The organism is Schauerella aestuarii (genome assembly GCF_009866805.1).
GTDB classification, from domain to species: Bacteria; Pseudomonadota; Gammaproteobacteria; order Burkholderiales; family Burkholderiaceae_B; genus Schauerella; species Schauerella aestuarii.
This window is the reverse complement of record NZ_SIZW01000039.1, coordinates 585,927-600,800: the sequence shown is the minus strand read 5'-3', so window position 1 is coordinate 600,800 and position 14,874 is coordinate 585,927. Positions and strand designations below refer to the sequence as shown.

Here is a 14,874-nt window from a genome sequence, read left to right as displayed (position 1 = left end):
AGCGTTCGCGCGCCTTCCTCGCTTCGTCGCGTATCACAGTGCTTCTCCCTCAACCGAAAAGGAATCTAACTCGTCCAGCAGGATCCGAAGCAGATCTTGGATCTCCGCGGCTTGCGCTTGGGGATCCACCCCTTCAAATTGCGTCTCCAATGCGGATGCATGCCTTTCGGCCGCGCGTACCACCTTTCGCGCGAGATCCACAAACTCGACTGCGATGATGAGCGGATTTACTTCTAGACGGCCCATCTTTGTAATGAGATGCGGACTGCCCTGTTCCATTTTTTCTTTACCCACGTCCGCAAGGGTGGCGAGTGCTGTCCCGACTGCAGCGGCACGGAAATCGTCGCAACGGTTCTTGAACGCGGCCGTACCGATGCCAATGTCCTGCATGGGCCAAGCGCCGCTACCGCCCAACTGATCCGCTAGGGCCTTAAGTTCATCGACGATTTCGTGCTTGTCGAAACTTTCCCCGAATTCGGCGACCAACTTGTTTCGGATGGACGTCGCTTCCTGCAACGCCCTTCGTGCCAAGGGACTAACTCGTGTTTCGCCCAACTCGATGAGCGTTGCCCTCAATTCGGTTGGCAATTCGAGGACATTAGCCCCCTGGGTTCCGCTTTCCGCTTGCAGCGCACTCATCACTCTAACCGTGTCTATGGCGTAAGCGATTTTGCCGGTAGATCCTTGGAAACTACCGCAGTATGATGCGACCAGTTGCATCAGATCGGTACGTACCCGTACAGCCTGCTCCTGGCGCGCACGCCATTCCACGAAGGCGGCGTTCGCCCCCACTAAAGCACCCGGAGGAGCGTCCGGTTCGCCGAAGAGGAAAAGAGCTATGCTGGCAGGCGTCATGCCGCGTAAAGACAAGCCGAGCATCTGACTGTTTGTTTGCAGCAACCGTGCTGCGGCTCCCAATTTCTGGTGGGTTACCGCCCGGAACAAGGAAACTGCTTGCGGCATCAACCGGTCAGCGAGGTTTCCAACCCAGACCATGTCGTCGTCCGCGTCCTCATAGGAGCGCTTGCCGGCGTTCAGGTGGTAAAGCCTGGTTACAGCAGCCAACTCGGAACGAAGGTGCCCACTCAAGTCGGCGTGGTCCTCAGATACCTTGATCGGGTTCGCGGCAAGACCTGCTTCCCCACCTGCGTTCGGAATCGAAATTTGGGTCGGCAGAATAGGTGCCTTCGCGCAACGTTCACCTGACCAGTCGATGCGGTCATTTAGTGCGGCCGCGACGGATTTCCTGATATGGTTCGCCGCGATCTGCGGCATGCGCTCCCCTTGGGCCCATTTTTCCAGTATTTCCTTAAGCGATCCGTCATCAGGCTTCGGTTGGGGTGCCCACTGGGGTGGCGCTTTTACCGGATCGGCTTTCGTTTCTGCCTCCGGCGCCGGATGGAAATCGATGGCAGGGCGCTTCAAGTTGAAGGCGTCGAACACTTCCTTCGGGATATAACCGACTTCCGCCATGTTTCGGGGTGCGTTGCCCCAGATCGAAACAACCCGCCGGTACCGTTCCTGCAATTCGGCTGAAACCGGTAACGACGCCACCCACTGTGCCACTTCCGCCGTAGTGACGGGTGCGCTTATGCCAGGGGGGGGGAACAATCCCTTTTCAAAGGCTGGTCTGCCTAGCAGCAGCAGCGAGCGCAAAACGTTATCGATGATAAACCGAGGGGTGAAAACCAGCGCGTTGTTACGTGTGAGCGCCGCCCTAGCCAGTTGTTCGATGGCCAACTCCGTATAAGGAAACAAGGGAATTCCTTCGTCGTATCCGAAAGCAGCCAAGACGGGGGAGTCCCCGACCCCGTCGGGATCAGCGTAAACGCCTATCCGTTCGGTTTGGCTGGCGCCTTCTCTATTAGTCTCGAAATGACGAAGTAATTCCTTGAATCCCCAGCGCGAAGCATTCAGATACGCAGCGATCAATGCCTTAGTTCGACTGAGGACTTCCGCAGGACTGGACAGTTCGCTTTCCACCTTCCATTCACGCTTGGCACGGGTCGCGATTGTGTCCTCCGTATCCAGGTAGCCATCCGTAACGGCGATAACCGACCGCATCGTGGCCAACTCCTGCACACCATCGCGGACGCCCTCCTGGATCAGGACCTTAAGTAAAATGTCCTGGATCCCGGTGAGCGCCTTGAAGTCTTCCACAAAAATAACCAGTTCGCGCCCCTGCCCCAGCAAACGGCGCCTGATTTCGAGGATGACTTCCTGGATGGTCATGCCGCCCAATGACTGGTGCAGATTGAACAACTGGCGGATCGCCTGATCCGCAACCATGTTCTCGTTTAGTAAACGGGTCGCTGCTCGCAGCCCCTCACCATCTCTGCCCAGCAGGTTCCTAGTGTAGTAAGCATTAGTCTGGAAAGCCGACTTGGAAAGGTCGATTGACTCGGGAAGGACCAGATCGTCAGGAACAAAATCTCTTATCAACTCCACACTCTCGACCTGGTGCTGTCCAACAATGGCCCGCTGGACGAAGCGTGGAAAAATTTTCCCGCGGAAATGGTCAACTAGAACCGGATCACCCATGAATTTCGAGAGGGCGCCAGCGTGCCCCAATTGCTCCTTCAAGACCGAGTCGCGGGGATTTGCCCTGACCCTAGTCTCCAATTCCTTGGCCAACTGGCCCAAAGTGATGTCCAACTCACGTTGAAAACGGATTACTGCCGTCTCGACGTTGAGATCCTCGGTTAGCACCTTCGCGAATTCTGCCCTCACCTGGACGTATTCGTCCTCCGGAAGCTTTTCTAGAATCAGTTCGACGACTTTCCGCAGGCTGGCGCTCTTCGGAATACGTATGACAACGTACCTGCCATCCTCGTTTATGCTCTGCAAACGCGCATTGAGGATGCGTACCATGTGCGATTTACCGACGCCTGAACGTCCCGTGATCGGCACTACGTGGGCGCCGGAAGGTACATCTCCACTTATCAGGTACTTAAAGAGATCCTCCTCGCTAGCATCGAATTTCTCGCCAGAAGAAATTAGCTTGTAACTAAGGGGCGATGGGCGGTGGACCGCGAGAAGCAGTGCATCGTGCGCGCCTTCAGCTTCATGCTTTATGCAGGCGTTAATCTCTTCAGCTACGGGCCAGTACTGCAGCAGGCTCATTGAAATTCCCCAAGTAGATTGACATGGGTAAAGCTCTCCCACGCCCGGCCTCCTTGCCGCGTGAGGGTGAGCTGTGACTCCGCATCGGCGAGCGTGGCCAGGCCCAAAACCCCCTGCTTTTGCAATCTTCGCAGAGCGAACGACAGCGATGTCGAAAGGTACCCTAGCGGTGGCGCCGTCCATTTCTCTGGCTTCAGGGCTTCCTCCATTTCGATTCGGTACAACCCCTTGTCCAAGACTGGCAACCGTCGGGAAAGCCGTGCGACGAATTCCGCAGCCGTGAGGCTTTCTTTCGATTTTGTCAATTCGGTTAGCTCCGAGCGGACCGCCTCGGTTGGATCGAAGAAAAAGCCGGTGTCGTCCCCAGTTGCGAAACCGAGGAACCTCGCCCAATCCCGGAGCCCGGGCCACCGCGTGTCGTTCAAGAAAACGAACCGACCAGGCTTAACCTGTTCGGTAATATGACTTTCCAACTCCCCATAGGAACTAGGCAGAGAATAAATATCTTGACTGAGGCACCAAGCAAGGCCACGGCAAAAATCGGCAGTCACTCCCGTCCCTTCCTCGGAAATTCTGCCGCCCGCCGGCCAAAGCGGATTCCCTTGATCACGGTCCAACACTAAGCGCCGGCAGACAGTTGGCAGTCGGTCGGAAAAGGATTGGGTGGATTCCCCGCGCTTCGGTTCGATGGCAAGCCGGAATTTGCCGCCCTCTTCTACGAATAGGCCGAGCGCCGTCCATCGGATCAAGGTCCCGCTGGCCCTTGAGGACAGGTCCTTCCTTTTATCGCTGTCCCGATCGCTAGGTGAAAAGGGGACGCAGATACTGAGCAAATCATCGCGGGAAATCGCCTTCTCTCGAGCAACAGTGACCGCGAGCGTGAGGAGTATGGAAGGAAGACCGTCGTTTTCGCGGTTTAGGATGGTCATTGGCTTATCTCTTGGATCAGAGCTTCCAGGCGAATGCTATTCGGACTGACCTCGGAAAGGCGGCGCAGGTCGTTTACAGGGTCGGGTACGCTAAGTGGTAGGAGGACCACGTGGAAGGGTCGCCGTAGCATCTGGGTTTCCAAAATAACATTTGCCGGTACCCCTGGATCCAGAACGGTCAGACGGGCAAGGGGAGAATACGGCTCCATGTCGGACTCCTGCGGGGAACGATGCAGGAGAACCTTGTCCCGCGTGCGCCTGTAAAGGCCGTTCCATTCAGAGTATTGGGCGAAGGTCGATTCTGGATCGATCGAAATCTCACGGACGCCGCAGGACTGGACGAGCCATGATGCGAACTCGACGATCTCTCGACGAAGCGCTCCACCTTCACGGTCCTCGTCATAGAAGACAAATACGAAAGCGGGATCCAACCAGTCGAACCTTTCCGGCCAAGCCATGGACGAGAACGGCATCACGCGTCCGACAGAGGTCGTGACTGGTTCGGCGTAGTAGTTGGGCTCCACGTCCTCGAAACGGTCCCATGGGCATCCGCCACACGCGTGGCTGACGTGGACCGGCCACCGCTGAGACTTAATTCGGTATAACTCCGCGAGGGTCTCTCCCACCTCACGCCCGACCAATCGCCCATCTGCGGAGGGATCGGGCAGAAGTTGGCGCATCATCTGCAAATTGCGCCCCGCTGCATGCAGGGTCGCGGTGCGGGACGCTCCAACAGCCTGTTCCCAACGCTCCGGAATGAGGTGCCCGTTATCGAGAATGCGGACACGGACGCTTGGGACGGCCGCCCGAAACAAGGAAGCGCCTCCGTCCGTGTCCTCACTCGCATCCCCGGCATTGTTGTCGATCTCGATCGTCAATAGAGCGGCTCTTGCCATCAGGATGAGCGTCCGCATGTTCCAATCAACGTTGTATTGGCTAGGCCTATCTCCGTGTCGAGGAACTGCATCAATATTGATGCACCACAAGTCCTCTTCACATGTTTCCTGGCGCGACTGATACATGGCCTGCCAACGATTGAAACCCAATTCGTCGGAAATAATCTTTGGCTTCGCGAGACGCTCAGGCAACGCCCAGTCGGAAGGATCAAAAACTAGTAGGCTTGCGGAAGGCCTTCCGTCTCGACCACCTCGGCCTACCTCCTGATAGTAGCGGTCTAACGTCTCGGGAATTGTCGCGTGCATCACCGTCCTTACATCGCTCTTGTCGAGGCCAACGCCGAAAGCCGAGGTTGCAACAATGCCGTCGAGACGGTTTTTTGCCCACTCCGTGATGATCCTAAGTCGTTCCGAGGTCGCCGTTTTGCCGTCGAAAGTAGCAATTCGCGACAGGCCCGCCCTGCTCTGCAGGGTAGCCCCCCATCGCGCGACCTCTTCCCTCTTGGTCACGTAGAGAATGAATGGTCGGGGCGCGTGCCGCAACGCCTCCAAAATCCTCTCACGTTTATCTTCTGGGGACTTAGCACCGTAAAACCAGTACTGAGGTTCGGGCCGAAGATGTACCGCTGACACCATCTGCACCCGTTCCTGCGGTCCGAAAAGGCTAGCAAGTGTCTTTACCGTCTCTTCTGTGAAGGTCGCGCTCATGAGCAGGGTACGGAACCCGCGCGGCGCGAGTTTCAGCATGGTGTAGCGCAAACCCGACAGTGCCTGGAAGGACGGGCGAAATTCATCCCCCCACTGGGTTATGAGGTGCGCCTCGTCTATCACCAAGTAGCGCAGCATGCCAGCGCTCGCCGCATCTAACACGGCACTGAGCAAGGAGGTCGTCAGCGCTTCAGGAGATGTGAAAAGAATCCTCTGGGTCCCGTTGCGCAAACGCTGTCGGATTTCAGAGCGCTGTTCCTTCGGCAGGCCTCCAAACCACGCGAGCGGCCAATCGGGCCGAGAGGGATCCTGCCGCCGAAACAGTTCGCGCATAGCGCGCTCCTGGTCCAACGCTAGCGCGACCGTTGGGACCACAAACAGGGTTAGATGGCCGCCTTCGCCGTACACGAGGGCCGGAGTCTGCCCTACCAGACTCTTACCTGAACCGGTCGGAAGGTTAACCACCAGGGTGTCCCCCTCAGGCACGAGGAAGGTGCCGCGAACAGCTTCACGCTGGCCGGGAGAAGAGTAACTTTCAAAACCCGTTGCATCCCGTACGAACGGATCAGTTGGGCAAGGCTTTAACCTTCGAACGACACACTTGGAAAATGCGTCGGAGAAGGCTCCCCCCTCGCCACTTCCGAGCCACTCTGGATGCCACTCGAGCGCGTTTAACAAATAAGCTGATGGACCCGCCTCCAAGACCTCGAACCCGTGTGCCTCCCAACTTTGCCGATCTGGCCAGCCATGATTAATAGGCACCTTCAACCTGGGCGCTTTTCCTGACTCTTTCCCTTCACGTAAAAGGACATGCCTTAGCAACGGTTGCAAGTCGGCTTGCCATTCATTCCCGCCACGACAATCCCGAGCGGCCAGGAGAACCTGGCAAATCCGGTCCATTACACTATCTTCAACCAAATCGGGAATAGCCGCTACCGGCGGCCATTCCTTCAATAGAGCTTGAAGATCGTTAAGGCCAAAATTCATCGGGTTTCCCTCATGTGCTCCGATAAAATGGACACTGGTTCGCTCGTAAGGACGACTACTCCGGCAACGTCGACCTTGAGCGAAGGAGATGATATGCCCTGGTGAAGCGCTTCGCTGAGGGCGCGTTCGAGCGCGAATTGCTCCACCTCGGCGACGGCCTCGCGTCCATCGAGCGACTCAATACGAGTTCGAAGTCGGGCATGACGGATCTCGCCTTCGGCCAATGCCCTCTCCAGAGAATCCTTCTGCCGATTCAGTAGTTCCGGCTTCGAATTAACTATGGATATCGCCTTGTCGCGCATGCGTTCGCAATGTGTGCTCCAGTTCGCCAGCATATTGGGCGACCATCGTCTTAAAGCGTGCAGATACGCCGCATCTAGGTTCTTGTCAATGTAGCCGTCGCCGCCCTGCTTCGCATATTCCGGGTCGAGGTATCTCTTGACGAACTCTGCCGGCAGTTCGTCCCCTTCCTCGTTCAGCCAAACTTGGATCACGGTCGGACAGAACAAAGTATCGCCCCGTCGAGCAAGCGAGGCACGGGCTAATGTGTTCGTACGACTGCGCGCCTGGGCCAGCACATCCAACGCCTCGTCAAGGTCTGCTTCGACAATGAAGTCGAAGCGAAAGCATATTTGGGTTTCCATCGGCCTAAATTCGTTGGGGACCTGTCGCCACATCGCAAAACTTCGGCCGCGAACGTCTAATTCACAGAATGATCTGATCGACTCAACAAACTCGGTTCCATAACGTAAGGGACGCACGCGATGCTTGACCGCGGAGGGCCGGTGGGCCACGTAGGGATAGGACTGCGGTTTGTTCGACCGGTTGCCAGGGGCTTCGAAATCGATTGCTCCTAGAAACCCATCAAGAAACTCGGACAGCGATATTAGCGTCGACCGACCGGTTCTCGCATCAGGTGGGCAATAATGGAAACGAAAGGGGTCGTCGACTGCCAGGTCTCCGTTCGACTGCGTCAACTTCACTTTTTCGAATAGAAGTGTATTCTCAATCCAATCCGTCATTGCCTTGCTTATGTTCCGCCAGTCTGCATCCGCGTCGAAAAGGTCGTCTAACTCATGTTCCGGGACGGGCGACAACTGGTCCAGAGCGTCCTGTTGTGCAATGAGACGTAGTTCTCGCGCTACTAAGCCTGACGATCCTGCTAATTTGGCAAGCAGTGAGTCAAGCCGATCAACTCCCTCGTGTATTAATGATTGTGCCACGTCACTGATTTCTTCTTCTACCAAATACTGCAAACTCGATATCGATCGTTCGAACACTCCTAGGCCTTCGTTTAGGATACGGAACCATGCCATTTGGAAAGACGCGTCTCCATCGAGGAGCACGAATGACCGTACCGGTCTCCCTGCTCCATAGCGGTCTACCCGTCCCATGCGTTGCTCTATACGATTCGGTTGCAGTGGCAGGTCGAAATGGACCAATGCCTTGTTTCCGCCTTGTAGATTGATACCCTCTTCTGCACGCGGCCCACATACGATAGCAAGCACCTCCGGAACGCTCAAGAAGTCTCTCCAAGAGTCCTGCTCCGAGAAGTCCAGCGCATCTCCAACCTCGTGCCTTACGATTTTAAGCTTACGATCTTTAAGATAATGGAAGACCCGGTCGGCAATTCCCTCCTCGCCGCAAAATATGACGGCTTTCGTCCCCCTTGTAAGCGTTCCTAATCCTTGATAAAGCGTTTCTAAGCGACGGTCTAGCCAAGAATCCGTGTCAACCGTTTGTAGGATGGTTTCAAGTAGTGAACTTTCACCGTCAAATGGCACCAGGACTCCGATGCTAATTTGCCTTAATCGCTCTATACAAACCCGCGAGAGTCCCTCGGGACCTTGTGCAAGCACGCACACAGCAGTCCAATAGAAATCTGCAAGTTCGGAAAAGCCGTCAAACCCAATTTCGCCTGTCTCCAACGATGCGCAGACGCGCCAATTCTCCAGTGCGGACTCAACCCTGTTCATCGAGGAGGCTTCCACGCGCCACACTTCGGCCCCCTTGCGCTCTGGGGTTAATCCCTCGACCTGTGTTCTGCGGTTTCGCAAGATACGCCGATTGAGTCGGTATGTCTCGGAAATGTGCGCTCTCAACTGCCCGACGGAGGCGCAGAACTTTGGGTCGAACTTGTCAGGCATATCAAGCAATTGCTCTTTTAGTGCCAAGGACAACTCGATCAAACGCGGATCGTTTGAAAGCCGATTCAATAGTTCATCAAGAACGGAATCCATGAATAACGCATTGCCGGGGTCTAGTGCTGCGACGGTCTCGGCGAATGTTTGTCTATTGGAAACCTTTGTCCGAAACCCTTCTACGTCGTCCAGTCGATAGACCACAGGATCGAGAAGGTTGAGCATCCGAAGGAAGCCGCTCTCATTGCGCAGTATTGGCGTCGCGGATAGCAGCAGGAGCCTTTCCGCCCGCGACGCATTCTCTTTCACAAGTTGATAAAAACTCTGGACAGAATCGTCAGCGTTTGTTGAACATAGGTGGTGAGCTTCATCTACCACTAACAACGAAATATTCCGCGACACTTCTTTTAATTCAGCGGCGTCATCCTGCGAGAGGACAAATATGGACTCATCAAGTAAATCCGAGAGCCCGAAGCGGACGGACAACTCCTCTCTCCACTGCGTGATCAATTCGCTGGGAACAAGGATAAGTATCCTGTGGCCGCGCATATCATCGAGCACGGTCTGGCGAATTATTATCCCAGCCTCAATGGTCTTCCCCAATCCGACCTCGTCTGCAAGCAAATAGCGCTGCGTGTGGTCCGTCAGAACGCGTCGAACGACTTCGACTTGATGTGGCTCTAACTCTATGGAAGAGGAGAGCAGTGCTGAGATCCCGAACGCCGCTCCTCTTTGAAAAACATAATTTCGGATGAATCCTGAGCGGGCTTGGGCATATTGGGGAGTTTCCGTGATTAAATTGCCGAGAAAATCGACTGGATCTTCAATCGGCCGTTTCCAACGCACGAAGACTCTTTCGTAAGGCAGATAAACGTCTTGCTTGTGCGGCAAGCGCACTTCAATTCCTTCACCGTCGTCATCGAGGACCCGAGCAACCGTCCATTGATTAGACATCTCGTCCAAGGTGAACACTCGCATATTCCGCCCTAAGCGTTTCCGCCGAATGCACGAATACGGAACCGAGACGCGATGATGGACTGCGTCGGCGGGGGAATCGAAATATTCGACGACTCCTGTATCCCCCTGTACTTCGACGATTTTCCCTAAACCTTCCGATTCCCTGCTTTTTATCCAGCAAAAAAAATTTGCAGCCATGGTTTATCAAACCTTATTGATGGGCTGAGAATGCGTCACGCAATCTTCACTAATTGACCTGATTAGCGCATTATCCATCGAATACCTATTCGTGAGTAACTGCGCTGATGATACGTCGAGATCCGGTCATGCAGTACAAGAGAGATGGACTTTGTGCAATGATCCACACTTGGCAAGTTGAACTTGGGTGTGCCCAATTGTCAGCATGAACTGAACGGAAATTGCGTGACAATCAGGGAATCGAAATCTAGCAATTCTATGTGAGAGCCTTGCAAGTGGCGCCATCCACAAACGTTAGTAGCTCAAGGAAATTCCTGCCGAATGGCCCATACAATCGAGATGCATCAAGACAGCGCGCGTAATCAAGACGCAAAAATTCCGGGGCCGGAAATAACAAAGGCCGCGGACGCGGCCCCTTGTAGCAGAAAGCTTGAATTATTACGTACCCGCTACCCTCCAAATCACATTGCCCACATCATCTGCCACAAGCAATCCACCCCTCTTGTCGATAGTCACGCCCACAGGACGACCATTCGCATCACCATTGGCGTTCACGAAGTCCGTCAACACGTCAATCGGCTGTCCACTAGGCTTGCCATTGGCAAACGGCACGAAGATCACGCTGTACCCCGAACGCGGTTTGCGGTTCCACGAACCATGCAACCCGACGAATGCCCCATTAGCAAACTGCTGCGGCAATGTATTGCCTTCAGCAAACGTCATCCCAAGCGGTGCCACGTGTGTGCCAAGCGCATAGTCAGGCTTGATGGCCTTGGCGACGAGTTCGGGCTTTTGCGGCTGGATGCGGTTATCCACGTTCTGGCCGAAGTAGCTGTACGGCCAGCCGTAGAAGCCACCGTCTTGCACTGACGTCAGATAATCCGGCACCAAGTCGCCGCCGAGTTCGTCGCGCTCATTGACCACGGTCCACAGCGCACCGGTCGATGGTTCCCAGCCCATGCCGTTGGGGTTGCGCAGCCCGGTCGCGAAGAGGCGTTTGTTGCCCGTTGCGCGGTCGATTTCCCAGATGGCAGCGCGACCTTCTTCGATTTCGATGCCGTTCTCACCCACGTTGCTGTTCGAGCCCACCGTGGCGTAGAGTTTCGTGCCGTCTTTGCTGGCAACGACGTTCTTGGTCCAGTGGTGGTTCAAGCCGCCAGGCAGATCAGTGACTTTGGTCGCGGGCGCGGAGATGCTGGTGTCGCCTTCCTTGTAGGGGAATTTGACGATGCCGTTGGCGTTGGCGACGAAGAGTTCGTTGCCGACAAGCACCATGCCGTAGGGGGACGTCAGATCTTTCAGGAAGACGTTTTTAACTTCGGCTACGCCATCGCCATCGGCGTCACGCAGCAAGGAGATGCGATTGGCGCTCGGTTCTTTGGCACCAGCACGTGCCATGACGGCGTCCTGCACGAAGGCCTTCACTTTGGAGCCTTTGTACGACTCATTGCCGACGGGCTCGGGCGCGTTGGTCTCGGCCACCAGAACGTCGCCATTGGGCAGCACGTAGAGCCAGCGCGGGTGGTTGAGCTCGGCGGCGAACTTCACGACCTTGGTACCGGCCACACCCTTGGGCGTGGCGTTGCCTGTCCAGGGCTGCGCAGGCGCGATGTACACGGTGGGCAGCATGCGTTGCTGCTGTTCCGGCAGCGTGGGGTTGGGACCCGTGCTGGCGGTGTTGTCGAGTTGCGCATTGGTGCGGTTGATCGACCAGTAGGTGCCGCCGGCGGCGACCACGACCAGGGCGACGGCCACGGCGATGACGGTCAGGGGTTTGTTCATGTGTTTGTCTCGATAACGAGGAATGGCGCTTGAAGAGAAGCGAGAGTGAACGCTAGGTAGCAAACGCCGCGCCGCCGCGTTCAGGCGGCCGCCCGCCTGGTGCACAGCAGAAGCTGATCGCCCCTGGAGGTGGCGTTTCGCATGCGCGCATGCTTCCGGCAATCAGGCAGGCCCCGCCCCAGGCAATGCGCGCTCGCTACAATGACCCTCAATCGCCCTCCTTGGCGATTCGCCCATTTCGCTCTTCTCACCCTTGCCGCACCGTCTGCCCCGCGCCGACGCCTACCGATGTCCGATCCCTCGTTCAGCTTGAAAAAGATCGCCGTGCCGGCGTTCGGCCCGTCGTTGCTTTACGGCGTGAGCAATGGCGCCACGCTTCCCGTGATCGCGCTTACTGCCCGCGAGTTGGGTGCGTCGCTGGCGATGTCTGGCCTGATTGCAGCGCTGATTGGCGTGGGGTCGCTGATGAGCAACATCCCGGCGTCGATGATCATTTCGAGCATGGGTGAGCGGCGATCAATCATCGGGGCGGCGGTGTTCAGCATGCTGGCGTTCTTGCTGGCGATTTTTGCGCCCACGATCTGGGTGTTGGCGCTTTCGATGTTGATGGTGGGGATGGCGTCGTCGGTGTTCGTGCTGGCGCGGCAGACGTATCTCACCGAGGCGGTGCCGCTGCAGATGCGGGCGCGCGCGCTGTCTACATTAGGGGGTACTACTCGTATTGGCGCGTTCATCGGGCCGTTTGCGGGTGCGGCGCTGATTCATAGCTTTGGCATCACCGGCGCGTACTGGGTGGCGATCGGTGCGATGGTGGGCGCAGGCGCGATTGCGTTGTTTGCGCCGGAGCTTCAAGTGATCTCCAAGCAGGAAGGCAAACCGGCCCCACGCATGCGTATCCGGGAGATTGCACGCACGCATGCGCGTGTGTTTCTCACGTTGGGTGTGGGGGTGCTGCTGGTGAGCGCGTTGCGCGCATCCAGGCAGGTGGTGATCCCGCTGTGGGCGGAGCAGTTGGGGCTGGAGCCGGCCGTGACGTCGGTGATCTATGGCCTGGTTGCCGCGATCGATATGGCGGTGTTCTACCCTGCTGGCAAGGTGATGGACGAGCGCGGCCGCATTTGGGTGGCGATTCCGTGCACGTTACTGATGGGGTTGAGCTTGATGTCGATGCCGCTCACCGGTGGGCTAATCAGCTTCACGCTGGTGGCGCTGATTCTGGGGTTCGGCAACGGCATTGGCTCAGGGATCGTGATGACGCTGGGTGCAGACTCGGCGCCACCGGGGCAACGGCCGTCGTTTCTTGGGCTGTGGCGGTTGATGGCGGACATGGGCGCGTGCGGCGGGCCAGTGCTGCTGGCTGGGATTACTGCGGTGGCGTCGCTCAGCGCAGCAGTCGTTGCTAGTGGCCTGCTGGGTTGCGTGGCTGCGGCTGTGTTCTGGAAGTGGTTGCCGCGCCGGGTGTCGAACTAGCCGTTGCCTAGCAGCCCACCGTTTCTGTGACCTCTTACTGTGGCGAACGCGGTGGGCTTCTGGAGCGCTGCACCACACCTGAACGTGGCGAGCATCTCGCACACGCGATCGCTAGCGCAAAGAATCAAAACGTTTTGATTGTCGAGGCTGCGCATTCGATACCTGCAGTCTTGCCAGCCGGGCGGCATTTGCCGTGACCGACGCCACCTCCCTCATGCTAGTTGTCGTTCGGTCCTTCGCTCCGTCTCACGTCTAGTTTCCCTGGCGGCCGCCGCGCTCGGGGGCCGGGTCAGTGTCCGGGTTGGGGGTCGGGTTCGAGCATGGGCCCGCGTTGAGCTCAATACCGAACATCAAAAAACAATTGCCTCCCAAAAATCCCACCTGTAAGATGTCCAACATCCTATAAGTAACCGAGCTCCTCGCTGGTCGTTCGACCGCGAAGCCGCTCAGGTTCATAAAAGCGTGGAGACAAGAGATGGACAACAAGCCGTTAGGCCGCTTTACCGTGCTCGATCTGACGCGGGTGCGCTCGGGCCCCGCTGCCGTGCGGCAGTTTGCCGATTGGGGCGCCACGGTGATCAAGATCGAGGAGCCCGGCCCGGAGCAGGACGACAAGCCTGGCGGCTCCGCGCAGTTTGCCGACTATCAAAACACCCATCGCAACAAGCGCAGCATCACGCTCAATCTGAAGCATCCGGAAGGCCTGGCGCTTTTCATGGATCTGGTGAAGAAGGCGGATGTGGTGGTGGAAAACTATCGTCCTAACGTGAAGTTCAAGCTGGGCATCGATTACGAGTCGCTGCGCAAGGTGAATCCGGGCATCGTGTTGGCGAGTGTGTCCGGCTTCGGCCAGGATGGGCCGTACGCGACGCGCCCGGGGCTCGATCAGATCGCACAAGGGATTGGCGGGTTGATGTCCGTTACGGGCGAGCCCGGGCGCGGCCCGATGCGCGCCGGTATTCCGATCGCCGATCTCACGGCCGGTCTCTTCTGCGCGATCGGGATTTTTATCGCGCTGCTGGAGCGTGAAGTGTCGGGGAAAGGCCAGTGGGTGCAGACATCGCTGTTGCAGTCGCAAGTGTGGATGATGGATTTCCAGGCGATGCGCTGGCTGCTCAACAAGGAAGTGCCGGCGCAAAGCGGCAACGACCATCCCACCAGCAGCCCGACGGGGGTGTTCCCCACGCAAGACGGCTACATGAACATCGCTGCGATGGGGAACGACATCTTTGCGCGTCTCTGCCGGGTTCTCGAGATCCCAGAGATCGTGGAAGACGAGCGCTTCCTGACGGTACCGTTGCGGGGTCGCAATCGTCCGGCACTCAACGCCTTGATCGGCGAGCAGACGCAGCGCAAGACCACCGCGCAGTGGATCGATCTGATGAACGCCGCGGGCGTGCCCTGCGGCCCGATTCTTGAGATGGACGAGACTTTCGCGGATCCTCAAGTGAAACACTTGGGGATGAGCCGCGATCTCGAGCATCCTAAGCTGGGCGCGATACCCGTGGTGGGCCAGGCCGTAATCCTGAGCCGCACCGGTTTGGGCGACATGAAGCCGGCGCCCGATCGCGGGCAGCATAATGCGCAGGTCTATGGAGACATGTTGGGCATTGAACCGGCGCGGCTCGATCGGTTGGTCGAGGCGGGTGTGATCTGAGCGAGACGGCTACTATCGCCGGCATT

The 14,874-nt window shown here is 57.2% G+C and carries 7 protein-coding genes; 2 read left to right on the top strand and 5 right to left on the bottom strand.

From position 1 onward, the window contains the following. Positions 1 to 33: 33 nt before the first annotated feature. The 5 genes from dpdH to EYW45_RS05680 form a co-directional block, all read right to left on the bottom strand. Complete coding sequence (gene dpdH, locus EYW45_RS05700) at positions 34 to 3,123, bottom strand: protein DpdH (RefSeq protein WP_161134376.1); 3,090 nt, start codon at positions 3,121 to 3,123, stop codon at positions 34 to 36. Further along, on the bottom strand, positions 3,120 to 4,052 hold the full coding sequence (gene dpdG, locus EYW45_RS05695) for a protein DpdG (RefSeq protein WP_161134375.1): 933 nt from the start codon (positions 4,050 to 4,052) through the stop codon (positions 3,120 to 3,122). The genes dpdH and dpdG overlap by 4 nt, the downstream gene beginning before the upstream one ends. Next, positions 4,049 to 6,643 (bottom strand): protein DpdF, encoded by a 2,595-nt coding sequence (dpdF, locus tag EYW45_RS05690; RefSeq protein WP_161134374.1) that lies wholly within the window; start codon positions 6,641 to 6,643, stop codon positions 4,049 to 4,051. The genes dpdG and dpdF overlap by 4 nt, the downstream gene beginning before the upstream one ends. Beyond that, positions 6,640 to 9,939: a protein DpdE gene (dpdE, locus tag EYW45_RS05685; RefSeq protein WP_161134373.1), complete on the bottom strand. Its 3,300-nt coding sequence runs from the start codon at positions 9,937 to 9,939 to the stop codon at positions 6,640 to 6,642. The genes dpdF and dpdE overlap by 4 nt, the downstream gene beginning before the upstream one ends. Positions 9,940 to 10,377: 438 nt before the next feature. After that, entirely contained in the window at positions 10,378 to 11,721 is a 1,344-nt protein-coding gene (locus EYW45_RS05680) for a PQQ-dependent sugar dehydrogenase (protein ID WP_161134372.1), read from the bottom strand. Between the two features lie 288 nt (positions 11,722 to 12,009). Here EYW45_RS05680 and EYW45_RS05675 point away from each other — a divergent pair, with 288 nt between their 5' ends. After that, positions 12,010 to 13,191 carry an MFS transporter gene (locus EYW45_RS05675; protein ID WP_161134371.1) on the top strand — a complete coding sequence of 394 codons (1,182 nt, stop codon included), beginning with the start codon at positions 12,010 to 12,012 and terminating at the stop codon, positions 13,189 to 13,191. Positions 13,192 to 13,666: 475 nt separating this feature from the next. Then, entirely contained in the window at positions 13,667 to 14,848 is a 1,182-nt protein-coding gene (locus EYW45_RS05670; RefSeq protein WP_161134370.1) for a CaiB/BaiF CoA transferase family protein, read from the top strand. The last annotated feature ends 26 nt before the right edge of the window (positions 14,849 to 14,874 follow it).

Bases quoted from the DNA above. Each gene is read 5' to 3' on its own strand.
- EYW45_RS05670 (WP_161134370.1), top strand. From the start codon at position 13,667: ATGGACAACAAGCCGTTAGGCCGCTTTACCGTGCTCGATCTGACGCGG.
- dpdF (WP_161134374.1), bottom strand. From the start codon at position 6,643: ATGAATTTTGGCCTTAACGATCTTCAAGCTCTATTGAAGGAATGGCCG.
- dpdE (WP_161134373.1), bottom strand. From the start codon at position 9,939: ATGGCTGCAAATTTTTTTTGCTGGATAAAAAGCAGGGAATCGGAAGGT.
- EYW45_RS05680 (WP_161134372.1), bottom strand. From the start codon at position 11,721: ATGAACAAACCCCTGACCGTCATCGCCGTGGCCGTCGCCCTGGTCGTG.
- dpdG (WP_161134375.1), bottom strand. From the start codon at position 4,052: ATGACCATCCTAAACCGCGAAAACGACGGTCTTCCTTCCATACTCCTC.
- EYW45_RS05675 (WP_161134371.1), top strand. From the start codon at position 12,010: ATGTCCGATCCCTCGTTCAGCTTGAAAAAGATCGCCGTGCCGGCGTTC.
- dpdH (WP_161134376.1), bottom strand. From the start codon at position 3,123: ATGAGCCTGCTGCAGTACTGGCCCGTAGCTGAAGAGATTAACGCCTGC.